Origin of the sequence: Synechocystis sp. FACHB-908, from assembly GCF_014698595.1 — a bacterium.
Classification (GTDB): Bacteria; Cyanobacteriota; Cyanobacteriia; order Cyanobacteriales; family Microcystaceae; genus Synechocystis.
Genome location: NZ_JACJTH010000004.1, coordinates 49,332 through 75,263, shown reverse-complemented (window position 1 = coordinate 75,263; position 25,932 = coordinate 49,332). Strand labels below are relative to the sequence as shown.

The window sequence follows — 25,932 nt, the reverse complement described above, 5'->3', positions numbered from 1 at the left end:
ATTCTTGCCATGAAGTGAGGTCTCTGGTTATGGAAGGTCATTGCTTCTCAAGCCAAGCATCAAACATGTTATCTCCATCAAGCCAAGCTGAAATGTACCCATCCCAGAAATCCGCCACTCGATTCCGATGTTCACTCATACTTTGACAGACTCCATCGAATTACTTGTTTTCTACTTGAGATTACACAAAAAGCGAATGTCTGCTTTAATACTTTGGCAGTTAACATCATGGAGTAAAACGCGAATCCTAAAGATTTCAAACTATGAAATAATCATTTAAATTCCTACTTTGGCTATATTTCACATTATCTTTACTGTTGTTTAATTATTAGCTAAAAATCTGGATTTCTTTTAATTGCTTTATCTCTTGTTGGTCGGGAGCTTGAAAATCCTCTGCATTTATCCCCAAACTATTAAATCCAAACCGTGCCAATGCCATAAGTAGTTTTCACCTATTTCTACCCAGATATCAATATCTTTGGTATAGCGAGGATGTCCATGGATAGCTACGGCATAGCCACCAATGACAAGATATTTAACCTGATTTTTGTTTAACAATTCTATAAATTCTTTGAAGTCTTGGTTCAGCATTGTATTTATATTGATGGTACTCTCGACGGATTTGTTCTAGGGCTTCCAGTCGCTTCCCATAGGATTGTGTTTGCCAATAAGAAAAATCATTACCTTGACTTTGTTTTGTGGTTTTAAGAACAACTTTTTCCATAGCTTTGTCCAAATAGTTGCCAATTAGGATCTTAACCGTACCACCTCCCCAAAGGGAAAACCGTCACTATTCTTACCCCCTGGTGATACTACCCAGAGGGTATCCAATGGTGGGGCCTGGTCGGGAAAACTGCCATAACCATCGGTGAGGTAACAGATAACTGCCTGTTTTTCCCTGCTCCACTTTTCATCCACCGCCGTAAAAAAGGGACGAAAATCCGTGCCACCGCCCCCCTGGGGTTTGGGTACTGCGTTTAAATTATCTAGCTCATAGGGGCCATAGCAGTCCGCATCAGCATACCAGAGCCAACATTTTATTTGGGGATAGGAACCGAAAATACCCCTCAGCTCACTCAAGAAAATTCCCATCTCCTCGTCCCCCACCGAACCACTGGTGTCAATGCAACAAAAAACTTCAACACTTTCCCCCACCAAAGCTTCCAGATACAGACCTTGATGGATAAAACGGCGATCGTACCCCTGAAAATCATTGGGAGTATGGACTAAAAATCGCCAGAGATAGGTGCGCCAATCCAACTGAGGCTGGCCAATTTCCCCCAAGTGTCGTTCTAAGCCTTCCGGTAAATTGCCCTGGAACTGACTACGGGCCACAACGGTAGCCTGTTGGATCGCATTCCGCCAATGGACAGCCAACTGCTCCTCCTGGTGGCGAGGACTTTCTAAACGATTACGGTGGATTTCTTGATCATCCTGTGAATGGCTATGGATTTTGCTGGAATTCGCTGAAGATTGCCCACCATTAGGCTCACTGTCATTACTATTTAGGTCATTGTCATTATTATTACTATCACTTTGGGTAGTTAGATTGGGAATTTCCTGCAACAGATCCGCTATCGGTAAAGCCGGGGGACTTTCCCGTTTAATCAGTAACTCATAGACCTCCTCCACACTATATTTTTCTAATTCCGGTTCCCGTAAACCCCCCTTGGGAATAACAAATTTTCCCTCCGCCACAATCATGCCATTAACCACAATATCCGCCGCTATATTCCACAACTCCGGCAGACGACTGGCCCGACGGCTTTGGTGTAACAATGCTCCGTGCAACAACTCATGGAGAAATAGCCCGTCCCTTTCGGCGGGGGTAAGCTGGGCAAGATAATGGGGATTGAAATAGATATTTTTACCCTCTGTACCAGCGGTAGGTATTGCTTCAGTGACGTAATAACGGGCAAACAGAGCGAGGGTAGCAAAAAAGGGAGACTGCATCCGTAGCCGCAATCGGGTAGCACTGAGCAGAGCTTGGCAATCATCGCTCATATCGCTAGCAACTCCTGATAACCCTGCATGAACTGTTTAAGTTTTGGTTCTTTTTTCGCCATGATGGACAATGCTCCCAAGTGACCGGCCCGCCGCAATTGCCCGGCCATATCGGTAACAAATAACTGTACCCACTCACTATCCGCTTTATCCGTTAACCAATGAAAAGCATTAACCCCTGCGGTGGCATCTTTCGCCCGCACTGCCAGCCCAATGGTGGAGGCGTAACCACTGGACGGTTCGGTGGGAAAACCAATATTCTGTCCCTGTCCCCGAAAAATAGCTTCCAAATCCGGTAGGTCTTTATAGAGTTGCACAAAGGCACTGAATTCAGCGGCGCATCCTTCTCCCACCGCTGGGGACACATCTAAGTTGACTTGGTGGAGTCCATTGGCTATGGCCCAGGAACGGGGAGATGGCCAAGCAGGTCGTTGGAGATCCAACTTATGAATTAATCCTGGACGGAAGGAAAGAAAAGCAATAACCTGTTCGTGGTATTTTTGCTCTAGGGCATACTGCTTAAAGCTTTCAAAATCCGGTTGTACGTCCAGGTGTAAAAAACGATTTGCTAAAGGTGCCGGCATTTCAAACACGGAAGCCCGGTCTTCCTTTCGATTGCCCGCCGCCCAGATAAACCAATCCGTTGGTACTTCATAGCTACCCACCCGACGATCTAAAATTAACTGTTGGGCTACCCCTTGCATAGCTGGTGGGGCCATATTTAATTCATCGAGGAAGAGAATACCAGCTCCATCTTTAGGTAAAAATTCCGGTGGATACCAAGCAGAAGTCCCTGTCTGGGGCTTAGTTTTGCTAGTGGGAATGGCAACGGGCAAACCCCGTAGATCCGTCGGTGCTAGTTGACTCAGCCGCAGGTCAATGAACCTCAGTTTTCCTTCTTCAGCAATTTGTGCCACAATGCTGGACTTACCAATACCAGGGGGCCCCCAAATCATGGTGCTGGTTTTAATTTGGTTGCCAACTAGTTGTTCCAGGTAGTTTTTTAGCTGAACTGGGGTCATGGAAAATTGTCCTTACGTAATGCCGCTACGGTATAAAGAAAGATGTCCAGGGAACGAGGCAGTAGAGCTAGAAAGCTTACTATGGGTTCGGTTTAACCAATTATGCCCAGAACTAGATGCACAAAAAATAATTATTTACTATGCAATTTTGCGCTTATTTGGTAGTTCATCTTAAAATATTTGCTACTTTAAAGTAAACATTAATCTAAAAAAATCATTCTAAAAGAGTCTTTCCACCGATTTCATTGCTAAATAGAGTTTACTTGGCTGTTGATTAAAAGGCACAAAGCCATATTTGATGTAAAAATTAGAAGCCTGGTCATTGAGGGCTTCCACTATGACGGCAAGGGAAGCAATTAATTGAGAGGTTTCCCAAGCTCTTTTTAAGGCATCAATTAATAATAGTTCACCTAGTCCCTGGCCTTTGTAGTTTTGGTCAACAGCTAAACGTCCTAACAGGGTTGCAGGTAGCATGGGATAACGGGGCAATCCTTTAGCAAAGTCGGTTTCTAAGTAAGCAATGTTGACAGTATAAGCTGAAAGAGTGTAGTAGCCCAACACTTTTTTATCTAGATTATCAACTAGGACAAATATTGTTGCAATTTTTCTTTTTAGGTCTTGGGAAGCTTGTTTTTGGATATAGGTATCCAGAGATGCTTCTCCACAGTAAAAGTCTGAGCGCTGATGGATACGACTATCAAGAAGTTCAATTTTTAACACCATCAATCTCTATTATTTGTTGGTGACGCAAGGCGGCTTTTTTTAACTTACTATTTGGCTCCGATGGCCGTAGTAGCGCATCAACAAAAGCTTGACTGTCGGCAATGGTTAATTGGAGAGTTTGATGCTGTTCAATCACCTTCAATGCGGCCGCTTGGGCACTGGCGACGACAAAATCAGTTAATGATCTGCCCTCCAGGGCCGCCGCCTTTTGCATCAACGCTTTTGTTTCTGGACTAATCCGGGCTTCCAGCCTAGCCAGGGCTTTGGACTTGGTGATCTGGGTCATGGGACAAAACTGGCAATGGGGAATGAGACCATGCTACCAAAATATACGGCAATTTACCGTACATAATCTGTGAACCTTATGGACTTTTTGGAGAAATGAATGGTGCAAATTGGTAGAGAGCAGTGGATGCTATGCAAATAAAGCAATATTTGTTCCACCGTAATCTTTGTCGATATTTGACATAGAGTTAAAAGTCAAGGATGCCTACCCGAGGTTAACCGCCATGGCCAAGGAAACATTGTCTGCACTGCAAACGGAAGCCCAATCGGAAGACCAGCCCGGAACGCCTGCGATCGCCTTGAGGAATCCTGCTTTGACATAGGCCGCCTCATCCACCCCAGGGGGAACCCAATCCCGCAATAACATCATCAATTCTTCTTTTTCCGCTTCGGGGGGATTTTTAGCAGTTCACATAGTTCGGTAGTCTGCTGGGCGTTGAGGGGCAGGGGGGGAATGCCTAACTTTTGGCGATTGGCAGCGTGGCGACGGTAGCCTTGCAACATAGGACGGTTCTCTCTCCGGCAATATTAGTTCATGGTCAACGGTGAATATTCTATTTTATGCAGGGGAACGGGATAAGTTACCGGCAAACGGTTTGGGGAGACTGGGCAAAGGGGATCGCCGACCCTATCTTAAAAAATAGACCGATCTTCTAGGAGGTATATGATGAATAATTTAGTTTTATCAATTATCAATAGTGCTCAGGTAATTTATGAATCGTGATCTGGCCTCAATTTTGGATGCTCTAATTTTTGCTCGTCGCATTGTAACTTTCACTACAAATATGACAGAAGAAAATTTCTTTACTGATATTAAAACTCAAGACGCAGTGATGCGAAATATTGCGGTCTTAGGAGAGGCTTTAAGGAGAATTTCCCCAGAATTTCGGCAAACTTATTCCAAAATTCCCTACAATCAAGGGAATTATTTAAAACTACAGGATGAGTTGTTTACAGGGGAGACAATTAAATCTTTGGGGAGAAATTTTTTAGAGTTTGAAGCAAACAAATCCCAAGAAACTGTTCCTTGAATTTCGATGACAGTTTTTCAATTTAACTACTATCCCTGTAAGCGGTTAATTCGTATAAGCTGATTGCTGGGTTCACTTATCTGCTCCAAAGCCGCATCAATTTGTTTTGCTTGTGCTAAGAAATCTGCATTAAAAGTACAAACAATGATACCGCAATGGCATTCATTTTGTAGATGAAGCCGAATAAAATCCTTACGATTAATTGTCAACACTGCCCTTTGTTCAGCGACAGCAAAAGCCAATACATCCTCGTCGGGAATAGCTTTATCGGCTTGCCCCGCATCCAAACAAGTCAGTACATCATGCCCTAGTTCACGTAAAGCCTGCACCACAGGCATAGGAAAATTTTCGTCACCGTACAATCGACTCATAGGGCTTCATTCTCGTTGATTTGCCCCTCAACTTCTGATCGATGACGACGGACATAGGCCCAGGCATTAACCAAATCTTCGGCCCGGAGACTAGGATAACAGCGCAAAATTTCCCCATCATTCAAGCCCTGCCGCCTGGCCTGCTCCAATACCCAAACAGGAATCCGAGTGCGAACAATGCAAGGCTCACCACCACAGACTAGGGGGTGGACTTCGACACCGGGAGCCAAATCACCTAAATCCTGGGCCACCCACTGCAATAACTGTGCCCGCTCTCCCCCGGACAATTGAGGCAGTAAATTGGCGATCGCCTGTAATGCACTCGTCATCTCATATTCCTATGCAATAAGTCCAATTTTAGAGCATGGCCTCCAATTCCCTTTGCCCCTCGGCGATCGCCCCGACTTTTATATTGTGCCCAGTGCGATTGTCGCCACCTATGTCCAAACATCCCATCAACAATGGTCAGCGGGGAGTAAAAAGGATGGAACTGCTAGGCGAGATTCATCCATGCGTAAATTTTCCGACCCAGAAGAACACTACCGAGAAGCATGAAAAACAATACAATTATAGGACAAAATATTTTAGGAAATTGCAATCTTATTCCCATTGACCCACATTTTCGCCAAGGTGAAATGTCGCCTGTTCGCCTTTTTGACTTTTCACCCATTCAGACAGGAGAAAATCCACCAATTCAGATTTATCGGCGGCTTGATTATCCCGCTTAAGGCGATGAAGTTCTTCCTCCACATCTAGGTCTGTTTCACGACGAATGTAATAAGTGCGCCCAATCCAATCTGGGTCACTTCTTTTACCCGTAGCGGGTCGTCCCCGCTTAGGCGATAGGGCATTAGATTTCGATTCCCCTTCAACAGAAGTGGTCTGTGGGCAGAATCACCACAATGAGTTTCCGGAAGTTCCGATTGCTTTTTTTGGCTGGCGATCGCCGGTAAGTTGGGGGGAAATTGAGCAAGGTTCTATGCTCGACCAGGGGAATATTGAGGTTTTTGAGCGCAAACCAAAGGAGCGGAAACCCTTTCCTGAACAGGCTTTGTAACTATTACTGCCTTATCAGAGAAATCTATTTGGGAAGATTTTTATAGAAACTTCACATTTTCTCGTGTTAATGTTCTTGAAGACTATCCAAATCGCCAAGGTAGATAGAAACCAACTTCGAGAAGTTTTTATTCATTCCATGGGCGACACAAGACTAACAAACCTGACAATCTAAATTATTGGAGAGATTTCATGGAAACAGGGCACTCCATCGCCCTGATCGCCGCACAAACACCTAAAACCAAAGAAACCCCTCACGCTTTGGACGGCACAGAAGGGGTTCCTAAGGTCTTAAAGGCTCACCAACCAAGGGCGATCGGTGCTTTTAAATTGAATTTCTCAAACGGCAAGCCGCAACTAGCAAAATTTGCAGGGGGTGCCGCTTGATATCTATCTTATCGTTAATCCGTCGATATTCAAGGGGTACAGGCAAATTTAGTGTCGGCAACATCAACGGAACTCCCTCCCTGCCTGAAATTTGGAAGCAAAAACCCTTCTGTTTAGGGACATATACAACACGTCAGCTCAATGATGCAGGGGGGGTGGAGTAATGAAAGTTAGACCCCAGCACTGGCAAGAATGGGTGAATAGCGGCATCGCCCCTGAGATAATCGAAGCTAACCTGAAGAGCCTAGATAACGCCTACGGATGGTTACTGTATTCGGAGAAACTACCCCGGCGTAACGATGGACGATTAAGTCAAGGAATACTGACCCAATACCGTCACCTTGAACAGGGAGGCTGGTATTGCTCTGGATTAGATGCCATAACTCTAGAAGATTCCCAATGGGGCTGTTTTAAACCAGATCAGCCTCGACTCTCCCAAGAAGGGAAGCTAATTAAATATGAACACCCCCCCAAGACCTCAACAGAAGCATTTTGCTTAAAAATCACCCGTCATCAATGGCGACAAATTGCCCAGAAAGCTGGATTAGAGTGCCCCGACCTTGAGCATATCCCTAACCAAGAGATAGCCCAATCATTCTGGCAATGGGTAAAAAATAACCCCGCCGTACCCATCATCATCACCGAAGGAGCCAAAAAGACCGCATCCTTGCTTAGTTATGGCTATGCCGCCCTAGGCTTGCCGGGGATTTATTCCGGTTACCGCTCCAAAGATAGCGAGGGAATTGAATTAGTCCATAAACAGCTAATCCCCCAGCTTGAGACATTTTGCCAACAGGGTCGAGAATTTGTCTTCTGTTTTGACAACGACAACAAACCCACCACCAAGCACAACGTCAGAAAGGCGATCGCCAACACAGGGTGTCTGATGGAGCTCCAGGGATGCAAAGTCACTGTCATGACCTGGGCTGGATTAGCCAAGGGTATTGACGATGTCATCGTTGGCAACGGAGAAACCAGCCTAGACCGCATTTATTCTGCCCGCCAGAGCCTCGAAGCTCACAAACTAAGCGAATTTACCGACCTAACCCCCCTCATCTCCCAGATAGTAAATTGCCGCTACCTAGACCAGGATATTTTGGCCAATGTCACCAGCCGATTAGTAGGCATAAAAGCCGCCAAGGGAACAGGAAAAACCGAGGCTTTAGCCCAACAAGTACAGCAGGCGATCGCCAAAGGACTGCCCGTCATTGTCCTCACCCACCGGGAACAATTAGCCAAAGAATTGGCCCAGCGGTTTGGATTACCTTACCGGTCGGAATTGGAATTTGGAGCCGAATCCTTCCATGGTTATGTCTTGTGTGTTGATTCCCTGCATCCCCAAGCCAAGCCCGCCTTCGACTCCAGCCGCTACCCTGACGCCCTGGTCATTTTGGACGAAGCGGAGCAGGTCATCTGGCACTTACTCAATTCCGTCACCTGCCAACGCAATCGCCCCGCCATCCTGGAAACCCTCAGCCAATTGCTTAATGGAGCCGGGCAAATCGTCCTCAGTGATGCTGACCTAACCCGCATCAGCCTTGATTACCTCCATGGGCTATTAACAGTCCAGTGCGCTCCCTGGGTCTTGGTGAACGAATATCACCCCGCCAGTGCCCGTAAAGCTTTCCTTTATGACGCCCCAGAAGCTTTATTTTCCGATGCCTTGGAATGTATCCAAAACGGAGAACGGCTCATAATTCATACAGGAGCCCAAAAAGTCAGCAGCAAATGGGGCACTATTAACCTGGAAACAACCCTATCGGGAGCCTTCCCAGAGCTGAACATTTTACGCATTGATGCGGAATCAGTGGCGGAACCGGGACACCCCGCCTATGGAGTAATGGGCAACCTCAACGCCATCATTCCCCTCTATGACATTGTTATTGCCTCCCCAACTCTAGAAACAGGGGTAAGCATTGATGTTAAAGGGCATTTCCACCGCGTCTTCTGTTTTGCCCCCGGCAGTCAAACCGCTGAAGCTGTCTGTCAATCCTTGGCCCGGGTGCGGGAAGATCTCCCCCGTCATCTCTGGATTAAAAAATATTCCAATCAAAGCATTGGCAACGGCTCCACCATTCCAAAAATATTGGTCAGCTCCCAGCAAAAGCTCTTTAAAGCTAACTCCCTCCTCTTGGGACAAGCGGATACCATCGCCAACCTAGATGGCCATTGCTCCCGCCACATGGTCACCTGGGCCAGGTACAGCGCCCTCCACAACCATGGCTTTAAAAAATATCGAGATGTTATCCTTAGCCGCTTGGAAGCCGAAGGGTATAGCATTCTCTCCACCGATGCCCCCGACGATGCCAAAAGCGTTGGAGAATTTATGAAAGCCTACACAGAAGCCAATTATCAGCAACACTGCGAAAAGGTCGCCGCCGCCCCCCTGCTCGATGATCTAGAATTTGAGCGCATCAGCAGGGCCCGGGCCAAAAGTGAGCCAGAACGATTGTCAGAACAAAAAACAGCCATCTCCAAACGGTATCTCACCGACGACATCACCCCGGAACTGGTCAGCCAGGATGACAAAGGACTATATGGTCAATTGCAGTTGCGCTACTACTTAACCCTAGGGCGGGAATTTTTAGCTGAGCGGGATACCCATCGAGTTAAAAAGCTCACCAAACAAACCGGGGAGGCTTTCACCCCCGACATTAACAGCACCTGCTACAGCGCCAAGGTAAAAACCCTGGAAATTATCAATATCGGGCAATTCCTCGACGGTTCCGCCCATACCTCGGAAAGCTTACGGGACTGGTTTGAGCATATCTGTCAGTTCCGTGATGACATTAAGGCTATTCTCAATCAATCCATCAATCCCGAACGGGACACCCCCATCGCCGTTGCCCAACGATTGCTGGGATTAATGGGCTTGAAAATGACAGGGAAACAATACCGGATCAATGGGGGACGTCAGCGCATTTATGCCCTCGTAGACTCTCCCCCCGACGACCCAGCCAAAATCATTATGGAACGCTGGTTTGAACGGGATTCTAGCCGCGTCCCCTGTCACACCTCTTCTTTAAAAGAGTTATGTTAAACCTGAGTTAAACAATGGGCACCCTAGAAATTGCTTGATCCACAAGATATGGAATGTAATGGGCAAGAAACCTTACTGGGTTTTGGATATGAGCTATAAGCAAAATCGATAGGACAGTCGATGAAGAGGCTAAAGGGAGACCCTCTATGGATTAGATGTCTCCGCCGGCTTGGTCAGTGGAGTAACCACCGCAGTGATGGAGGAAAAGAATGGCAAAATCGACCCCTGATTATTATGCGGACTATTTTTTTAGTCAACCGGATTGCTGATGTGGTCACGGTTGCCTCTTCCCATTGCCAGCGAAGGAAGCGTGGCTTTGTCAAGGCTATTAGGGCACTACAACTGTCCGAGGTAACATTACCTTCCCTTAGAGTGTCGTGGCTTGGAGGCGTAGTCCTAGGGCTTCCATGACTTTCAAAACCGTTACAAATTCAGGATTTCCATTGGCAGATAGGGCTTTATAGAGGCTTTCCCGTCCCAATCCTGTTTCCTTTGCAATCAGTGTCATCCCTTTGGAACGGGCTATGTCTCCCAGCGCTACGAGGATTAGAGCAGGGTCTCCTTCTTCAAGGGCGGCTTCGAGATAAGCGGCCATGTCTTCACGGCTTTCTAGGTGATCGGCGGCATCCCAAGGGATAGTTTTAAGGGTTTCCATTGAATTGACCTTATAGTTCTTTGGCTAAATCACGGGCAATGGTGATGTCATTGGATTGGGTCTGCTTGTCGCCGCCAGCCAACAAAATAATTAACTGTTCTCCCTGCTGGGTGAAATAGATGCGATAGCCGGGGCCGTAGTTAATCCGAAGTTCTGAAACCCCACCCCCTACCGACTTAACGTCCCCAGCATTAACCAAGGATAGACGGCGAATACGAATATCAATTCGGGCTTTTGCCTGGCAATCCCGCAAAGACTTAAACCAACGGGCATAGGTTTCTGTTTGCCGGATTTCAATCATCCCCCTATTGTATCCCAAAAGATACAAATTGCTTAATGTATTTGAAGCGGGCATTAATCTGAGGGGGCTTGGGATTAGAATTGAGTAATTATATTTTGTATAACTCAGGAGGGGCTAATGGAAGTCCGGCTCAAAAAGTGGGGAAATAGCATCGGGTTACGCATTCCGCACCCCTTGGCCATCAGTTGGGGGTTTGATGAATCAACGGTGGTGGATTTGGTGGAAACGGAGCAGGGGCTGATGATTCGTAAACGGTCTTCCCCTGGGTCATTGGAGGCACTTTTGACATCTATTCCTGCCGATTTTACCTATCCCGGTGATGTGTCCGATTTTGTGGAGAGTGAGGCGACCGGCCAGGAATGGTTATGACCTCAACCGTCCCGCAATATCCTGAACGGGGGGCGGTAATTCGCTTAAACCTCAATCCCACCCAGGGGCGAGAACAAATGGGAGAGGCGCGGCCATGTCTGGTTTTGAGCCATACTGCCTTTAATAAGGCCCGCAATGGCTTGATCATTGTTTCCCCAATTACGAATACCATTAAGCCAGAAATTCAGACGTTGGTTGTCCTTCCTGATGGTTATCGGGTACAAGGATCGGTTATTGCTGAGCAAATCCGCACTGTGGATTTAAGTTTGCGTTGGTGGCGGGATACGGGAGAAGTCCTTCCCCCTAGTTTTGTGGATCAGGTCTTGGCGGTTCTCCAGCTAATTATTGGATGAGACCCTAAGCGATGGATGTTTCTTCGTCAGTCCCTTAATGATCCCCAAACTGATGTTCGAGATGGTCAATGGGAGGCGTCGCCATCCCGAATCAGTAACCATAATGACTCCCCTAGGGGCTCTATACGGGAACGTAGTAGGTGAGCAATCCTTTTTATCGATTCAACATTGCCAATTTGAAGAACGTTTTCCTCCAGAATTTTCCTCTGCCAATCCCCATCACTAATTTTCTGTAGGAGTAAGTCGGCAATAATACGAGACTCCCGCAGACGGAGCCCAGACCTGGCAATGCTGACCGTATATCTAGTGGCAGTGCCCATGGGAATTGTTCTTTCTAGAAAGGCTGAGGAATTTAGCTATCCTGCTCATTGGCTAACCATTGCTCAACAATTTCCTTTATCAAAGCTGACACATCCCCCCCCCGACTTTTGGCAATGCTTTCCAGCTTCTGATCACGCTCATTACTCAACTTGAGAGTCACCCGACGTTTTTTGACCTCTACTTGTTCTTCCCCTGCCTTCAGGGCCCGCTGTTCTGCCCGATGTTGGGCTAATCGTTCCATCGCTTCCGAAAGTGTCCCAGCCTGGGACACAATTGGCTCGTTTGTGGCAAGTTCAATATATCGATAGGCGGTGGATTTGCTTACCTCAATTCGTTCTAGCCAACCTCGAAAACCCCCAGTTTGGCGATTGTAAGTAAACTGTTGTTTCGCCGTTAACAACGCTTTGCCGGCAATTAAGCCAGCTTGCAGTGCATCCCCTAAATGGGACTGGAAAGACTGGTGAGCAGCTTTAACAATATCCTCCAGCTCCATTAGGGTGGCGCCGTTCATATCAATTTCTTTCAATGGAGTGATAGGGTCGGCCGCTTGAGCAAACAGACCCTGCTGTTCTGACGACGTAACCCGAATTTCAGGAACTGATAGTTTTTTAGGCATAATTCTGTGTTTGCAACCACTGCCATATTTGCAGAATATCGCCCCCAGCGTCGGTGTCGGGAAAATCAGCAGCCACTAACCCCTGGGACCACCAATCTCGATGACTGGCTCGTTCTCGCACTGGGGTCAAGCAAATGGGGACATTTAACGGAGCTAAGGAAGTTACAATTCCGTCTGCATGGGCACGGGGATGGAGTCGATTAAGTAACATTGTTGTAGGACGATGGGCATTGCGCGCTAACTCCAAAGTGGCTGGCAAAGCATCTAGCGTTGCTTGGTCATACACCACTGGCACCAAAACCACATCAGCAACAGACAATGCGTCATGTACTCCGGGCACAGAGGCACCGGGTAAATCAACAATCGCTCTTTCTAGCGCTTTCAACCGAATTGCCACCCGACCCAAAGACACATCCACAACTTCGGGACTATTAGACCCACGGCGATCGGCCCAGTAACAACAAGTTGCCTGGGGATCTGCATCAAGCAGGGGACTGGCAGAAATGACGGCTAAATTGGCGGCGATGGTACTTTTCCCAACTCCTCCCTTGCCGTTAAATACGACTATCTTCACCAAGTTCCTCCGAAAAGATAAAAACCGTCTGAACCATCGTAGCTACTTAATGCTTAATGGCCTCACCCACGTGGAGCTATTAGCTATTGAGATAACGATAAATACTCGACTTGGAAAGAGCACACTGGCCCATCAATACTTCCATCGAAAGCCGACTCATCTTTGCTATCATACCCTCTAAGTTTTTGCTTTTTTTGGGAGTAAGGGGTCCCATAATCAAAATCCCCCGATTAGTGGCCGAAACAGCAAGAGCTATTTTTAAGCAGGGGTATCAGTACCATGGCTCGTAATTGGACAATAAATTTAAGCGAAGAGGCTCTTACTGACCAAATTACTGACCAAATAGAGCAGGCAAAAGTTAGGGAGATCGCCGCTTTATACCCACCTGACCAGTAGTTGGCAAACTACCGTTGGTAGAAGCTGTCTCCTATCCCTTGGAGATCGTTTTCCAGGTGATAAAACTTCGGGACCTGTTGCCAGAATTCGATGGCGGGGATTATGGTTCTTTACTAAAGCCTGATACCATATGACAGTCTGCATTAAATTGCTGGCGGAGAAAAAGTGCTTATGAGTACCAAAAACTTAAAATGGCGTCTTTGCCACAACCGTCCTAGGCAACATCAACTAGATAAAGATTGCTTCTGCCTCGTCTAGAGAAAGAGGAAGTCGACTCAAAGAGCCCGCAATCGTCAGCCCCGCTGGAGGAGAGTGCGCCCCCTGGGGGAGAACCTTCACAACTTATTTCTGATTTCTAAGAGGTATACAAAAGCGAGCTGAAGAATTCGCTTTACCTCAATGGCAGGGCTGGAGAAAAAGGAACAAGAAAAGCTAGTCCTCCAGAGCCCTCCACTAAACAAAGGGTTCCCGCCAGCAACAACGGGGTGAGCAGGATGGAAAGTAGACCCAGCCCAGAATTAGTCCTGCCCTGCGCCCCTGCATTAGCCCAGGGGAGCTTTAGTTTTGCATTCAATTACAGCCCCTCACCTCCCCGTTAGCCCCCGGTATTCCCCGCCAACCCCAGCTGCGGTAGTAAGTGGGGAGCTACCCTAGGATGCCTCTAAAAGTCACCGAGTCAGAGCCGCTGAGGGAACTAGAGCCATTGTCTCCAAAACAGCATCAGAGAAGAGGATGTTACAGGGCAGACCAGCAGAGAGGAAAACTGGGGAGTGGTCGGCATAGTACCCCAACAGTAGAAGAGTGGGAGTGAAAATCGACAATGGTAGTGCCGAGTGAAGAAGAGGGAAAGCACTCAAAAAAAGACCCTATGGAAGCCAGCTTATCTATTACTCTGACATCCCCACTATGACTCTAACAAACCCCAGTAATCGCCGTCGACACCCCCCTGGGTCTGTACAGCCACATCATCACTTCCGACTACGCCTGATTCTCCGGGTTGCGGGAAGCCTTTGGTTAGGGGTAGAGGGTCCGCACTTATTGTCTTTACTCTCCCTGCACTTCTTAAAACTAGTCCAGCTTCTTTACGGAAGTTGCCCTCAACAGCGCAAGAGAGTTTAGCAGCCACCCAGACCCATTCATTTAAACAAAAACTGCTCTAACGCAACAATCGGACAGGGAAAAGGCTCCTCCAGTTCCAGTAGGTCTTTGTCCCCTGTAATTAAGTAATCAGCCTGCCCAACCAATGCCAAGACCAAAAAGGGCACATCAAAGGGATCTCTACATAGGGGAGTTGGCGGTGGAGGGTTGGGTATCTCCACTGTTTCGCAAAAAGGTAGATAGTCAGCCAACAATTCCTCTTGTTCAGCTGCATTGAGCCTGAACTTGAGGTAGGTAAGCACCTGCATTAGTTCTTTAACCGTTACCTTTGATATCAAAAGGATACAGTCCCCAGCCTGCCATTTATCACGTAATTACCTGTGGGACCCCCCAGAGCTACAACCGGAGCGTTAGACGAGGGGTCTGCGGACTACACAACGCCGGCACTCCCTGTAACTTCCCTCCAGCGTTCTAGGTCGACGCCTTTAATGAGCAACCACAGACACAGAGAGAGTTCAGACACTATGGGCACCACGTAAATCGGCGACACAGCTCCAACAAAGTCGGGGAACAGAAATCGAGTGTAGCTACCAATTAAATAGGTGACTCCAGCTGCCATCACAAGATACCCAATGGCCTTCGGCAGGTATAGTGACTTGGCAATCAGGTAGCCGAGAATCAGGCAATGAACCCCAAACAGAATCAGTCCCAAGTCATACCCATAACTATGCAGGTCGAGAAACAGCAACGATAGCGAGTTGAGCTGGGCTACTCCGAAGATCGTTGCGTAGCCTGGTCCCTTCAGCAGAAGTACCGCCGCGTAGTAGTTAAGTAGATTGACGGCGATCACCGCCGTCTGCGTCAGCCGAAAAAACAACGCGACAAGCGCGAGGGTCTTATTGACCGGCTTCAGGAGGGTGAACAGCAACACGGCAAGCGCCACATCGCTCAGTAACATGATCGAGTCGGCTAAAAACCCGGCACGGAAGAGTCCCTCTGCTCCCAAGATACTCCCGGCGGTGGCAGTGGCATCACCAGGAGTAATGATTGATGAACGCACGAATATTTCAGCGAACAGACCGAGCACAATGATAATGAGGTACAGGAGCCCAGCGGCTCTTGCATAGACTAGCGGTGAAGTCTCTATCATTCGGTTTGTCATGTTAGCACCCTCCTGTTACTCCCGCCGTCTAACAACCCGTGGAGCTGTCTTCATGACTGACGCGCCCAATCCACGGCATTGTTAATGTCTTCCTCTATTATGTCCAGAAGAGCCAACTTAGCTCTGACCGCATCAGCCCGTTGGATCCTAACCGGGGTAAGAATAATCTGCCCACTCTGCACCGTGACCTCAAAGTATTCCGCCGCACCAATCTGTTGGGTAACCGACTTAGGTAAAGTGAGCTGATTCTTAGATGTCAACTTAGCAAGCATAACAGCCCCAGGAGGAAAGACAGAAAGAAAGGAATCCTTACTTTAGGATAAACAGTGGATGAGCTTGGAGTAAGAGCAAAGAAAACGACTGGTTTTTAAGCAGTGCCCCCGGCGATGGTTTCACCCCCCTAAGCGTGTAAGAAAAGTGGTCTACTATTCAAAGCAAGTTGGACCCCCCCGTTATAGCTTTTTAGGCTCATCACTATGCTCATTGGTTATATGAGGGTTTCCAAAACAGACGGAAGCCAGCACCTAGATTTGCAGAAAGACGCCCTACTAGCAGCCGGAGTAAAGGAAGACCGGATTTATCAAGATTGCGGTTCCGGTAGAAACTCTCAGCGTCCAGGATTAGAAGCAGGGCTCAAAGCACTGCAACCAGGTAACACCTTAGTAGTGTGGAAACTAGACCGGCTGGGGCGAAACCTCAAAGACCTCGTGATGATCGTCGAAGGGCTACGGCAAAGGGAAGTTGGCTTTAAGGTGCTAGCGGGAGCAGGGGCAGAAATCGATACCAGCACCGCCAATGGAAGACTATTCTTCGCCGTGTTCGCCGCCCTAGCGGAATACGAGGCAGAGTTAATCTCAGAACGGACCAGAGCAGGACTACAGGCAGCGAGGGCGAGGGGAAGGATGGGAGGTAGACCAAGGAAGATGGATAGGGTAATGCTCCAGATGTTAATGGAAGCGATGAAGAACCCAGAAGCCTGTGCCAAGGCAGTAGCCCAGAAGCTCAATATCAGCACCGCCACCCTCTACTCCTACGTCAATGGGGACGGCACCCCGAAAGAAGCCGGACTAAGGTTATTGAGAAAAGCCCATGGGGAACAGCAAGAATCAGAGGGACCCCGATAATCTCATTGTCTGCTCCCCTTCCCCCCGACTGCAAAGTAGGGATAGGGAAACATCGCCCTCTGCTCTGAAAGGGAGCATTAGCATTTCACAGGGTATGGGGGAATAGTGCCAGCATGATGAGATTACCCTGTGGAGTATATTCCTCTGCTCACCCCCTCAAGGCTCAATCTCGATGCGAGGGAAGAGAGCCCTCATCACCTTAGCAAAGGAACTAGTTCCTCTTAAGCTTCTGCGAAGCTTATTCTAGTGTAGTACAAACATGGAAACGGTGGTAATTTTAGTTACTTAGATCTAGTTGACAAAGAGCAGCCATTAACCCCCTAGGGGCAAAGAGAGAGTGGGTTATCCCAGGGAAGTGGATTGATAGTGGCGGGAGGGCTCAATACCCGAGCCTGCTTGCAGTGGTGGCGGGGTCAGTCGTTTGCCGTCAAAGGACCTAGTTACACTCCCAGCTCATAGCAATAGCTGCCGAACCCACCACCACCTCGACAGTCGAGAGAAAAGTGGGAGCGACGGAGCACTGTGGATTGGTGTCCCCGGGCAAGAAGCAGAACTAAGGACTATATTTCATGCCAGAGACACTCCTCTAACCATTTGGGTAGCTGCCAATTATCATTCCAGAGGATATTACGCTTCTGGCAGTGGCAGAGCAAGCCAAGCTTAGACCAATAGTCAATGAGCAGTCTTTGTCGGCGACGGGCCCCTGGGGAATCCTCTTCCCCGGCAGGAAAAGGGCAACCTGCGACGATCGCCCCCTGTCCCAACATCTGCAAGAACAGTGCCAAGGACTTGAGACCAATATTGCGACCGCGATATTGGGGCTCAACGTAAAAATCCTCAATGTAAATAATCTGTTGGGCGGAGGACACAACATTTTCGGGGAAGCATGAGCTCTGACCCTCTCCTAAAAAGTAGTCCGCAACGTTGCTAACACTATCGCTGAGCATATCAGCGTATGTCAGCAGCAGGTCGGGGGGAAAACTTAGGTTCAAGCGATAAGCATGGAGGAACCCCACCTCTCGAATAGTGAAGTCCTCATCCGGGATACTCAACTTAATCGGGGATTCAATACTAGTGATCATTAATGTGTCATAGGGGGAATAGTAGAGGGGGTGATTACGGAGGTAGAAAGTAGGCTCGAGGGTAATAAGCATAGGGAGCTTGGTGGTTGATATTGAATAGGGTCAGCGGGGGAAAGAGTAATAGGCTCCTACCCTGCCGAGGATTGAAGCAATGGCGCTAGCTAGATGGCAGTTTCTTAGTGGCGGTAGCCATGGTTGGCTCCTAGGGAGATGGGGGTGGTTTTTTGCTTCCCTCTCAGTTCCGTTACCAGGTCACGGGCAAAGCCAGCACAGTAAAGAAAAGGCTGATGAACGAGTAATCCATCGTCCGGTTCAAGGACCCTGTGCACTAGCAGCCGAAGTACCGTTGAGATACCCGCCGCCAGGGACTCGAGGTCCTGGAGGAGCTCAAAATGCTGGGGGGGGTTGGTCGAGATAGATAGATGGTTGCCCCCTCCGAACACCAGAGCTCCCTTATGGAAAAGGCAGAGGATAATGGTGTCGTTCCGGGTCTTGGCAACGGTATTGTCGAGATGCCAGGTCTCAGGATTAACCCAGCAGGGGATGGTAAAACAAAGGGTCAAGCTGTGGTTTCTTTTAGCTTGCAGTTCCTTGAGAATGTCCGGGGAGAAGATAGTGGTGGCGTATCTGCCGATAGTAAGAGCCTCACTGAGTTGGTGATAGCGTCCCTCCCACTAACTAAGGAAGATGAAGTGCTCATCCACAATGGGGAGCTGAAGGGAGGTGCCGCCCAGGGCATTCAGTGAAGATTCGTCCTCAAACGTTACTTCTCCGGGATTCTTAATGGAGGGAGTATGGGCTTCAAGGGCAGAAATGGTCATACCCATATCAACCATACTGGTCATTTTCTCTTCTCTGTTTTGGTTAATCACCGAGGGGACAGGGCTGTCTCCACCTCCCTTGCTTAAGTAAGGAGGAAGACTTAGGGACCCGCGTCTACAATGGATTGTCTGCCCGGATTTATTCACCTAGGACTGAGACTATCGGGGGTACCCTAGTCAATAGGGTCTTTAAAACTTGCACCAACTTTTTAGCAGCTATGGTTTTTGCTGTTGGGCAGAGAAGCAGTGGTCCTCTATCCTCTGCTGGGTAGGGGCTCCCTTGGACCTAGTGTAGTTTTGCTCGGGCAGTAGCAGGGCCACAGTGATCGTTGTTCTTCTTAGAGGGGGGAGCTACTGGAAAACAGGTCGGGAGCAGTGCTCCTACTCCGGGGAGGCTAGTAGATGCTGGAGGAGCTCTACTTTACGCATCGAACCATAGCCCCTAATTTTTGCCCTCCTCGCCCTTTGCTTGAGTTCTCTGATGGTCAATTGCTTTAAACAGAGGCTCTGCGCTCCTCTGCCTCCCTGGGGAGCTTTGCTTGAATGTGTTCGTTGGGCAGGAGCCATCAGTAGGATGACCACTGCTAGGTAGGCAAGGGTTACGGCGATCGTTTCTTCCAACATAGCTATTCTCCTCCTTGGTTATATAAAATTGATTGCCTGTGTATATACATTTGAAGAGGGGGCTTACTTTCCCTTGCTTCGGTCACATTCGCGGTTCTGCACCAATGGCTAATTCTGACTTCACCCTTGCTACCTTTCGCATCCAAGCCTCTCAGTGGGATTCTTTTAAGCAGTGGGCTAAGGATAGGGGTAATTCTGCTAGCGGTGAGCTGCAACATTTCATTGCCCGGGTAGTGCAGGGCGATTATGTGGATCCCCCCGCACTGCCTGAGGGGTTAACTACCCGTGCTGAGCTTGATGAGACGGTAGCAGCGTTGGAGGAGCGTTTAATGGCTGAGATAAAGTCCCTGCAGGTGCGTTTAGATAGGCATCAGTTACCAGATGGGGCGGGGCAGTCCACGGCTTCGCCAAAGGAGGAAAAATTAACCACTACCGAGTTAGCGGAGCTTCTGAAACGGGCAGGGATATGGAAAAGTAAAAGGACTCTGCAGGAATATGCCCAGGAGAATCGTTATCCCGACGACTTACCGTGGAGGGCTCACAAGTCCGGTGGGAAGTGGTACTGGTCTGAACTTCCAGCTAAGGGAGGGGCAGGTCTCCTCAGCCCCTGAACATGGACTCCTCGGTTAACTGCCGCGTTGTTTGGGGCAGTTCACTTCCTTTTCCTATGGGTTAAAGGTCGGCATAGGCGGTCAGAGCCTTTCTATACTGATCAGCTCCTCTTCACCCAGAATCTCAGTTAGATAATATGCCATAGCCTCCGTAAAAGTCATTAAACCTTGTAGTTCCGATTCAACCCAAGATTTTTGTTTAGCTGCGGGCAAATAGTTTAGAAAGACCTCAGCAAGTAGCTCTCCAATTAATTGGAAGTCTTCGTTAAGGTCAAGGTCCTTAATCATGACAACAATGACCTTAAGTTTAAGGGTGACATTGGGGGATAGCTCAGAGTAGTCGAAATTTTGGTGCGGCATTGCATTGTACCAATTAATGTATGTCTCTCTCTCCTCTCTGTTTTTGCTATCTACTGCGGAGAGGGGGTTGTGATAAGCCTTACCTTGATGGGGCAAAGGGAAAGGACTTAGGGACCCGTGTCCAGAATCTGCTCCCCCCACCGGATTTATTGACCTATGAGTCCTGTGAAAAAAGGGGCTCCACTGCATCGGGTCTTTAAAAATGCCAGCTAATTTTCTCCAGCTATGTTTTTGATGGCAGGTAAAGGGGTAACTAGAGCCCACGAACCTTCACCCCATCAGCAACTAAATCTCGGGGAGTAGCGGCAGGGAGTAAGCCGGGGCTTTGGCACCATCAACCTTCTTGGCAGGGTTTAGGGTAGTGCTAGCGGGGGAAGGTGAGCAATTGTTGTTACAGCTCCGCCTTTCGTGTCAAACCATAACCCTTAATTTTTGCCCTCCTTGTCCGTTGTTTCAGTTCCCGGATGTCAGAGGAGAGATGGTGCCTTCCAGACCCCGGTGGCAGCTTTTAGCTATCTTCTTGCGGTCGATGGGCATCAATGGAAAAGTAACCACTACTACGTAAGCGAGGGTTACTGTTAGTGGTCCTTCCAGCATCGCTTAATGTGCTCCTTGATAAAGTGCGGGACTGTTTTCGCAACATCCTTGGTTGCCCCCTGCCCAATTAATAAAGCTTCACTGTGGGTGAGGAGTCGAAGCCATGGAGGTACGGGAGGGAAACAAAACCGTATCGACTGTGCTGTAGAGGAGAGGCACCCTCTGCTGTACTCGAGGGATTACGGCTCCCTCCAGACCAGGGGCTTCTGGACAAAGGGAAGCCGCCCGCCTAATGACTAGCGCCCCCTCCAGTTCCTCTTCCAACGGCTGCACCAGCTCTGCAGGGGTAACACAGACTGGGAGCTTAAAAGGCGGGCGGAACTCTCCCCAGGCATTGATCAACAAAACAGTGCTTCCATTTATTTCCTTCCCACTTTTTAGCCGGAGTGCTGTTAATAGAAAGGATTCTTCCTGGACGTATATACCTCTAGAATTATTCAATATAAGCACCATCACTTCCCTAGAGTTTCTAAGCTTAAGGGCATGCTTAGGGGTAAGAAATGCCGGATTAAGACTTAGATCAGAGACAACCTCATTTTCTAACCATCAATAAAAATCGCCACCCTACCAAAGGAATAAGTGGAACAATTAGGGTAAACTATTGAAAATGGTAGCTATACTGAGTATTAGATTGACCCCTGGGAGTTGATCGCTAAAAACCTATCAGACCTAAGTAGAGCACTGCAGCCAAAATATAAATTACCAGAGGTAAAGGCGCGCGGGGCACTACAAACGTCCTAGGCAACATCAACTAGATAAAGATTGCTTCAGCCTCGTCTAGAGAAAGAGGAAGTCGACTCAAAGAGCCCGCAATCGTCAGCCCCGCTGGAGGAGAGTGCGCCCCCTGGGGGAGAACCTTCACAACTTATTTCTGATTTCTAAGAGGTATACAAAAGCGAGCTGAAGAATTTGTTTAACTTATTTTTACTGAGGCCACTGAAATGACAAGGACTCTGCCACCTGTGTTTAAAACCCAAGCTACCAACAGAAGAAAAAGAACTAGACATGGTTCAATGCAAGCTTTGCGTGAAAGTGTTGCTAAGGTAAAATCATTCGGATACCTTGATTTTACTTCTTGGAAAATCAATAAAGATGGCTATCTCTTCCTAACTCGTGGGAAGAGGTCAGAATTATTTAAACTGCTTGAAAATAGTGGATTTTTCGAGTTTCACGAAACCAATATAAGTCAGGATAGTGTTTATCAACATCAAGTTAGTAAATTCTTGGCCACGGGCTATGAGCTTTATGGTAGAGGTTACTACGCACGTAAAGGAGAGGTAGAAATCCATCACCTGGACGGAAATCAACAAAATAATGATCCTCGTAACCTACGATATGTTAGTCCAGGCTTGAATTATTTCATTGCGCGTTCCCTGAGGTTTCCTTACACAGGAAACCAGTCAAACCGGATTACAGAGAGTGCTGAAGAAGCAAGAAATATGCTCAGGTTAAGTTTAAAACGTACCCTCAACGTTCGAGGAAAAAGATTCAGTCAAGAGCAATTGGATTTTCTATTAAGCCTTAGACTAGAACAGGCGCGGAATATCTTAGATGAGTGGTATCTCGCAGGTAATAGCTACAATAATCTTATTAATAAAAGAGTTGAACAATTTTCACTGACTATGACTACAGAAGGCATCGTAGCGCAGCTCTAAATGTCGTAAAAGAGGATGAAAATTTCCTTAAGTTATTAATTCTTGTACTTCATCAGGATGGAGGCTTAAATGCTGGGTAACTGCTGGTAAATTTCTCACAACAAATAGACTGTATAGCATCTAGTTGGTGGACAGGCGTTAAGTCCCCTTATCAAGACTTTGACTTCAACAATTACTACGGATTCACGATGAAAGATGACCGTTATCCCTCCGAGTGGGCTCAGTTGGCTCTACAGAAAAAGCAATCTGTCAATTGGGCTTGTGAACGGTGTGGGGTGCAATGCCTCAAACCAGGGGAAGGGAAGGGTTTATCAACCGGCGATCGGTATCGGCTCAGGATGGCAGTTCACCACTGTGATTATGATCCAGGTAATAACTCCCCTAGTAATTTAAAGGCTCTTTGCTCCCCCTGTCATCTTTATTTTCACCGCAGGCAACGGGGGAATGTGATACCGGGGCAGTTGAGGTTGAAGTTTTCTTTCTTAATCTAATAATGACAATTAAAGTTGTCATTGACATTTTTGGATTGTGTGCTTAGGATAGTTCCATGAGCACATTGCAACAATTCAGCCAAGCCCCGAAACCTTGGTCCCTCGACGAATTTGTGGAAATAGTCAACGGATTATTGCCCCAATTTTTACCGGAGGAAAAGTCCCATACCAGGGTGCGGGAGGAGATGACTTCCCGGTTGGTAAGGCATTACACCGGCATGGGATTGTTGGATGAACCTCTTAAGGAGGGTCGAGAAGCCCGTTACCTCTACCGCCATCTTTTACAAGCCCTATTGGTGCGGCGTTTATTGGTGGAGGGTTACGGAGCTAGTGCCATCGACAATTTGGCCAAATCAAAAACCAATCAAGAACTAGAAGCCTTACTCCAGGGCGGGGTGGTACTAACCCTAACTCCTGCTAATCCAGCCCTTAATTTTCTCCAAGAAATTCAACAAAGGTCAGCTAAATCTGCCCCGGCTCCATCCCAGTCCAGGAAAGTTGGAAAAGCTGATGATTCTAATTTAGAAAAAACCGCATTACCAACCCCTTCTGTTTGGACAAGGTTAGTGATTTTGCCAGGTTTAGAAGTCCATGTCCGCAACGATTTTTTGTTACCCAGTACCCACCAAGAGCAAGAGAATCTTTGGCAAAGAATTTTACAAAGTCTTTCATCAATCAAGAAAAAAAGGTTTAATCAATGAATACGCCCCAAGTTAGTTTTATTCCCCTCAAAAATGCAGTTTGTTCCGAACGGGCAGTCACTCTAGATTTAATTATTCGGATTACTCCCCCTTCTCCACCGGCAATGGATCAGCCCCGACCAAGTTTAAACTTAGGGTTTGTGATTGATCGTTCTGGTTCTATGGAAGGCCATAACAAAATTACCTATGCCCGCCAAGCAGTGTGCTATGCCATTGACCAACTGTCCCCCGGCGATCACCTGAGTGTAACCATTTTTGATGACCAGGTACAAACCCTAATCCCTAGTACTTTAGTTAAGGATAAAGCCCAGTTCAAACGCTTAGTGCAGGGTATAAATCCTGGGGGCTGTACCGATTTACATGGCGGTTGGCTACAGGGAGGCATTCAAGTTAGTCAAAATTTGAGTGCTGAATTAAATCGCATCATTTTATTGTCCGATGGCTTAGCCAATCGAGGGGAAACTAACCCCGATATCATTGCCACCGATGTCCATGGTTTAGCCCAACGGGGAGCTAGTACTACGACCCTTGGTTTAGGGGATGACTACAACGAAGATTTGTTAGAAGCCATGGCCCGTAGTGGGGACGGTAATTATTACTACGTTGCCGATGCGGAACAATTACCGACTATTTTTGAGCGGGAATTGCAAGGTCTGGCCGCTACCTATGGCAATGGAGTTACTTTGACTGCCACTTCCCAGGCTGGCGTGCAGGTGTTGGATTTGTTGAATGATTTTGAGTTAGACAATCAAGGACGTTACCAACTACCTAATTTAATTTACGGTGACTCCATTGATGTGGTGGTACGGCTAAAAGTCCCAGCCATCAAAGAGGAACAAATCCTTGGTACGGTAACGTTGAGTTGGTTGGATGGGGAAAGGCAGAAACAGACCTTGATGGTGAATCTCCAACTGCCCGTATTGACCAAAGTAGAATTTGAAGCCCTACCGTCCAACCAAGAAGTGCAACAGCAGGTGGCTTTGATGATGTCCGCCCGGGCCAAAAAAGAAGCCATGGAACGGGTGGATCGGGGAGACTACGGGGGAGCCGGTCAGGTATTGCAGGAAGCCAGGGCAGAAATTGTCGGTGCTAATTTGCCCATGTCTGCCCCGGAAGCGGCGGCATTGGAGGATCTGGAACAAAAGTTAAATCAGCGAGAGTATAAGTCCTACCGAAAGATGGCCAGCGCTCAGAATTATCGGCGCAATTATCAACGTTCTGCTGGTCATTCCGATTTGCGCTATGCCTTCCAAAAGGGGCCTCGGTTGGGGGATATTACCAAGGAAAAAGCGGAAGCCATTGTTAATTCTACGGATCGTAATTTATCCAATAGTGGTGCTTTATCCAGAGCCATTCATCAAGCAGCAGGGCCAGAATTGTTGCAGGCTTGCCAGGATTTACAGGGATGTACGGTGGGAGGAGCCAAACTCACGCCTGGTTTTAATCTCCGGGCTAATTGGGTTATTCACACCGTTGCGCCTAAGTGGAAAGGAGGAAACCAAGGGGAAGAAGAATTACTGGTTAGTTGTTACCAAAACTGTTTGCAATTAGCGGTTTCCCAGAGCATTCGTAGTCTGGCTTTTCCGGCGATCGCCTGTGGGGCCATGGGTTTTCCCCCGGAAATAGCGGCCCGCATTGCGCTAGAAACCGTTAGTAATTTTCTCCTCTCCAACATGGCGATCGGCTCTGTGGCTTTTATTTGTGCTGATAAGGAAACTTTGCAGTATTACCAAGAGGCATTTCAACGGGTCGTCGCTTGGTAATACACGCCATGTTCTTACTAATCAATAGCCAAGTTACCATTAAGCGAACATAAACTTCTACAACCTAGGTAGACACCATATTACAACTAGAAATCAATTCTGAAATTAAAAACTTAAAAAGAGAAGAGGTAGGAATTTAATGATAGAAAATGGGATTGGAGACCCCAAGATCCTTAGCCAAAATTCCTAGGAGGAATACCAAGGACGAGAAAAGCTTGACCCGATTAAATCTTGCTCTTAATTATGTTGTATTTATAGCCATTTTTATGATCTAATTAATGTGCGATAATTAAATCTTTAGTTTACTGAAGAACTTCACTAATTGAATTTATTTATGAC

32 protein-coding genes and 2 pseudogenes are annotated in these 25,932 nt (G+C 47.6%); 13 read left to right on the top strand and 21 right to left on the bottom strand.

The annotated features are described in order from the left end of the window. Positions 1 to 399 precede the first annotated feature (399 nt). The 6 genes and pseudogenes from H6G46_RS18310 to H6G46_RS00525 all read right to left on the bottom strand — a co-directional run. Positions 400 to 591, bottom strand: coding sequence for a hypothetical protein (locus H6G46_RS18310; RefSeq protein WP_051045132.1), 192 nt, complete (start codon positions 589 to 591; stop codon positions 400 to 402). 156 nt (positions 592 to 747) lie between these two features. Next, positions 748 to 2,004 carry a VWA-like domain-containing protein gene (locus H6G46_RS00545; protein ID WP_011153697.1) on the bottom strand — a complete coding sequence of 419 codons (1,257 nt, stop codon included), beginning with the start codon at positions 2,002 to 2,004 and terminating at the stop codon, positions 748 to 750. After that, positions 2,001 to 3,026, bottom strand: coding sequence for a MoxR family ATPase (locus H6G46_RS00540; protein WP_011153698.1), 1,026 nt, complete (start codon positions 3,024 to 3,026; stop codon positions 2,001 to 2,003). The genes H6G46_RS00545 and H6G46_RS00540 overlap by 4 nt, the downstream gene beginning before the upstream one ends. Positions 3,027 to 3,245: 219 nt before the next feature. After that, positions 3,246 to 3,749, bottom strand: a complete 504-nt coding sequence (locus H6G46_RS00535; protein WP_011153699.1) for a GNAT family N-acetyltransferase — start codon at positions 3,747 to 3,749, stop codon at positions 3,246 to 3,248. Then, positions 3,733 to 4,035: a DUF1778 domain-containing protein gene (locus H6G46_RS00530; protein WP_011153700.1), complete on the bottom strand. Its 303-nt coding sequence runs from the start codon at positions 4,033 to 4,035 to the stop codon at positions 3,733 to 3,735. Before H6G46_RS00530 ends, H6G46_RS00535 begins: the two co-directional genes overlap by 17 nt. 288 nt (positions 4,036 to 4,323) lie before the next feature. Continuing rightward, positions 4,324 to 4,538 (bottom strand): annotated as a pseudogene (locus H6G46_RS00525) (hypothetical protein); the annotation flags it as partial. A 209-nt stretch (positions 4,539 to 4,747) separates the two neighbouring features. On the opposite strand from H6G46_RS00525, the gene H6G46_RS00520 reads away from it, so the two are divergent. Further along, positions 4,748 to 5,065 (top strand): HepT-like ribonuclease domain-containing protein, encoded by a 318-nt coding sequence (locus tag H6G46_RS00520; RefSeq protein ID WP_011153701.1) that lies wholly within the window; start codon positions 4,748 to 4,750, stop codon positions 5,063 to 5,065. A gap of 29 nt (positions 5,066 to 5,094) precedes the next feature. Here H6G46_RS00520 and H6G46_RS00515 read toward each other — a convergent pair whose 3' ends face one another. Beyond that, complete coding sequence (locus tag H6G46_RS00515; protein ID WP_011153702.1) at positions 5,095 to 5,436, bottom strand: DUF5615 family PIN-like protein; 342 nt, start codon at positions 5,434 to 5,436, stop codon at positions 5,095 to 5,097. Further along, positions 5,433 to 5,765, bottom strand: coding sequence for a DUF433 domain-containing protein (locus tag H6G46_RS00510; RefSeq protein WP_011153703.1), 333 nt, complete (start codon positions 5,763 to 5,765; stop codon positions 5,433 to 5,435). The genes H6G46_RS00515 and H6G46_RS00510 overlap by 4 nt, the downstream gene beginning before the upstream one ends. A 52-nt stretch (positions 5,766 to 5,817) precedes the next feature. Between H6G46_RS00510 and H6G46_RS00505 the strand changes: the two genes are divergently transcribed. Then, on the top strand, positions 5,818 to 5,991 hold the full coding sequence (locus H6G46_RS00505; RefSeq protein ID WP_158299052.1) for a hypothetical protein: 174 nt from the start codon (positions 5,818 to 5,820) through the stop codon (positions 5,989 to 5,991). Positions 5,992 to 6,036: 45 nt separating this feature from the next. Here H6G46_RS00505 and H6G46_RS00500 read toward each other — a convergent pair whose 3' ends face one another. After that, positions 6,037 to 6,186, bottom strand: coding sequence for a hypothetical protein (locus H6G46_RS00500; RefSeq protein ID WP_158299053.1), 150 nt, complete (start codon positions 6,184 to 6,186; stop codon positions 6,037 to 6,039). Positions 6,187 to 6,217: 31 nt separating this feature from the next. On the opposite strand from H6G46_RS00500, the gene H6G46_RS00495 reads away from it, so the two are divergent. From H6G46_RS00495 to H6G46_RS00485, 3 genes are all read left to right on the top strand, one after another. After that, entirely contained in the window at positions 6,218 to 6,493 is a 276-nt protein-coding gene (locus H6G46_RS00495) for a hypothetical protein (RefSeq protein WP_011153704.1), read from the top strand. Between the two features lie 191 nt (positions 6,494 to 6,684). Continuing rightward, positions 6,685 to 6,879: a hypothetical protein gene (locus tag H6G46_RS00490; RefSeq protein ID WP_011153705.1), complete on the top strand. Its 195-nt coding sequence runs from the start codon at positions 6,685 to 6,687 to the stop codon at positions 6,877 to 6,879. A gap of 163 nt (positions 6,880 to 7,042) precedes the next feature. Continuing rightward, complete coding sequence (locus H6G46_RS00485) at positions 7,043 to 9,919, top strand: plasmid replication protein, CyRepA1 family (protein ID WP_011153706.1); 2,877 nt, start codon at positions 7,043 to 7,045, stop codon at positions 9,917 to 9,919. 367 nt (positions 9,920 to 10,286) lie between these two features. Here H6G46_RS00485 and H6G46_RS00480 read toward each other — a convergent pair whose 3' ends face one another. After that, the gene (locus tag H6G46_RS00480; protein WP_011153707.1) at positions 10,287 to 10,574 is read right to left on the bottom strand and encodes an addiction module antidote protein; all 288 of its coding nucleotides are present in this window, start codon (positions 10,572 to 10,574) and stop codon (positions 10,287 to 10,289) included. Between the two features lie 10 nt (positions 10,575 to 10,584). Next, the gene (locus H6G46_RS00475; protein ID WP_011153708.1) at positions 10,585 to 10,875 is read right to left on the bottom strand and encodes a type II toxin-antitoxin system RelE/ParE family toxin; all 291 of its coding nucleotides are present in this window, start codon (positions 10,873 to 10,875) and stop codon (positions 10,585 to 10,587) included. Between the two features lie 117 nt (positions 10,876 to 10,992). On the opposite strand from H6G46_RS00475, the gene H6G46_RS00470 reads away from it, so the two are divergent. After that, positions 10,993 to 11,244: an AbrB/MazE/SpoVT family DNA-binding domain-containing protein gene (locus tag H6G46_RS00470; RefSeq protein WP_011153709.1), complete on the top strand. Its 252-nt coding sequence runs from the start codon at positions 10,993 to 10,995 to the stop codon at positions 11,242 to 11,244. Then, the gene (locus H6G46_RS00465) at positions 11,241 to 11,597 is read left to right on the top strand and encodes a type II toxin-antitoxin system PemK/MazF family toxin (RefSeq protein ID WP_041428278.1); all 357 of its coding nucleotides are present in this window, start codon (positions 11,241 to 11,243) and stop codon (positions 11,595 to 11,597) included. The genes H6G46_RS00470 and H6G46_RS00465 overlap by 4 nt, the downstream gene beginning before the upstream one ends. A 65-nt stretch (positions 11,598 to 11,662) precedes the next feature. On the opposite strand, the gene H6G46_RS00460 is transcribed toward H6G46_RS00465, so the two are convergent. From H6G46_RS00460 to H6G46_RS00435, 6 genes and pseudogenes are all read right to left on the bottom strand, one after another. Next, positions 11,663 to 11,917, bottom strand: coding sequence for a BrxA family protein (locus tag H6G46_RS00460; protein ID WP_011153711.1), 255 nt, complete (start codon positions 11,915 to 11,917; stop codon positions 11,663 to 11,665). Between the two features lie 32 nt (positions 11,918 to 11,949). Then, positions 11,950 to 12,534: a hypothetical protein gene (locus H6G46_RS00455; protein WP_011153712.1), complete on the bottom strand. Its 585-nt coding sequence runs from the start codon at positions 12,532 to 12,534 to the stop codon at positions 11,950 to 11,952. Then, positions 12,527 to 13,108, bottom strand: a complete 582-nt coding sequence (locus tag H6G46_RS00450; protein ID WP_011153713.1) for a hypothetical protein — start codon at positions 13,106 to 13,108, stop codon at positions 12,527 to 12,529. The genes H6G46_RS00455 and H6G46_RS00450 overlap by 8 nt, the downstream gene beginning before the upstream one ends. 1,532 nt (positions 13,109 to 14,640) lie before the next feature. Beyond that, positions 14,641 to 14,958 (bottom strand): annotated as a pseudogene (locus H6G46_RS00445) (putative toxin-antitoxin system toxin component, PIN family); the annotation flags it as partial. 74 nt (positions 14,959 to 15,032) lie between these two features. Continuing rightward, entirely contained in the window at positions 15,033 to 15,764 is a 732-nt protein-coding gene (locus H6G46_RS00440) for a DUF4386 domain-containing protein (protein WP_011153716.1), read from the bottom strand. A 50-nt stretch (positions 15,765 to 15,814) separates the two neighbouring features. Beyond that, a complete protein-coding gene (locus H6G46_RS00435; RefSeq protein WP_011153717.1) occupies positions 15,815 to 16,036 on the bottom strand; it encodes an AbrB/MazE/SpoVT family DNA-binding domain-containing protein in 222 nt (73 codons plus the stop codon). Positions 16,037 to 16,240: 204 nt separating this feature from the next. On the opposite strand from H6G46_RS00435, the gene H6G46_RS00430 reads away from it, so the two are divergent. Further along, positions 16,241 to 16,888, top strand: coding sequence for a recombinase family protein (locus tag H6G46_RS00430; RefSeq protein ID WP_011153718.1), 648 nt, complete (start codon positions 16,241 to 16,243; stop codon positions 16,886 to 16,888). Between the two features lie 560 nt (positions 16,889 to 17,448). Here the strand turns inward: H6G46_RS00430 and H6G46_RS00425 are convergent. The 3 genes from H6G46_RS00425 to H6G46_RS00415 form a co-directional block, all read right to left on the bottom strand. Beyond that, positions 17,449 to 18,042: a hypothetical protein gene (locus H6G46_RS00425; protein ID WP_011153719.1), complete on the bottom strand. Its 594-nt coding sequence runs from the start codon at positions 18,040 to 18,042 to the stop codon at positions 17,449 to 17,451. Positions 18,043 to 18,644: 602 nt separating this feature from the next. Continuing rightward, on the bottom strand, positions 18,645 to 18,815 hold the full coding sequence (locus H6G46_RS00420; protein ID WP_158299054.1) for a hypothetical protein: 171 nt from the start codon (positions 18,813 to 18,815) through the stop codon (positions 18,645 to 18,647). Positions 18,816 to 19,172: 357 nt separating this feature from the next. Continuing rightward, entirely contained in the window at positions 19,173 to 19,415 is a 243-nt protein-coding gene (locus tag H6G46_RS00415) for a Rho termination factor N-terminal domain-containing protein (protein ID WP_011153722.1), read from the bottom strand. Positions 19,416 to 19,519: 104 nt separating this feature from the next. Here H6G46_RS00415 and H6G46_RS00410 point away from each other — a divergent pair, with 104 nt between their 5' ends. After that, positions 19,520 to 20,026 carry a helix-turn-helix domain-containing protein gene (locus tag H6G46_RS00410; RefSeq protein ID WP_223211242.1) on the top strand — a complete coding sequence of 169 codons (507 nt, stop codon included), beginning with the start codon at positions 19,520 to 19,522 and terminating at the stop codon, positions 20,024 to 20,026. 81 nt (positions 20,027 to 20,107) lie between these two features. Here the strand turns inward: H6G46_RS00410 and H6G46_RS00405 are convergent, their stop codons facing one another. Next, entirely contained in the window at positions 20,108 to 20,482 is a 375-nt protein-coding gene (locus H6G46_RS00405; RefSeq protein ID WP_223211243.1) for a hypothetical protein, read from the bottom strand. A gap of 1,463 nt (positions 20,483 to 21,945) precedes the next feature. Here H6G46_RS00405 and H6G46_RS00400 point away from each other — a divergent pair. From H6G46_RS00400 to H6G46_RS00385, 4 genes are all read left to right on the top strand, one after another. After that, positions 21,946 to 22,638 carry an HNH endonuclease gene (locus H6G46_RS00400; protein ID WP_223211244.1) on the top strand — a complete coding sequence of 231 codons (693 nt, stop codon included), beginning with the start codon at positions 21,946 to 21,948 and terminating at the stop codon, positions 22,636 to 22,638. Positions 22,639 to 22,826: 188 nt separating this feature from the next. Then, positions 22,827 to 23,129, top strand: coding sequence for an HNH endonuclease (locus H6G46_RS00395; protein WP_011153727.1), 303 nt, complete (start codon positions 22,827 to 22,829; stop codon positions 23,127 to 23,129). A 56-nt stretch (positions 23,130 to 23,185) separates the two neighbouring features. Beyond that, positions 23,186 to 23,830 (top strand): MerR family transcriptional regulator, encoded by a 645-nt coding sequence (locus tag H6G46_RS00390; protein WP_011153728.1) that lies wholly within the window; start codon positions 23,186 to 23,188, stop codon positions 23,828 to 23,830. Further along, positions 23,827 to 25,593 (top strand): macro domain-containing protein, encoded by a 1,767-nt coding sequence (locus tag H6G46_RS00385; RefSeq protein WP_011153729.1) that lies wholly within the window; start codon positions 23,827 to 23,829, stop codon positions 25,591 to 25,593. Before H6G46_RS00390 ends, H6G46_RS00385 begins: the two co-directional genes overlap by 4 nt. The last annotated feature ends 339 nt before the right edge of the window (positions 25,594 to 25,932 follow it).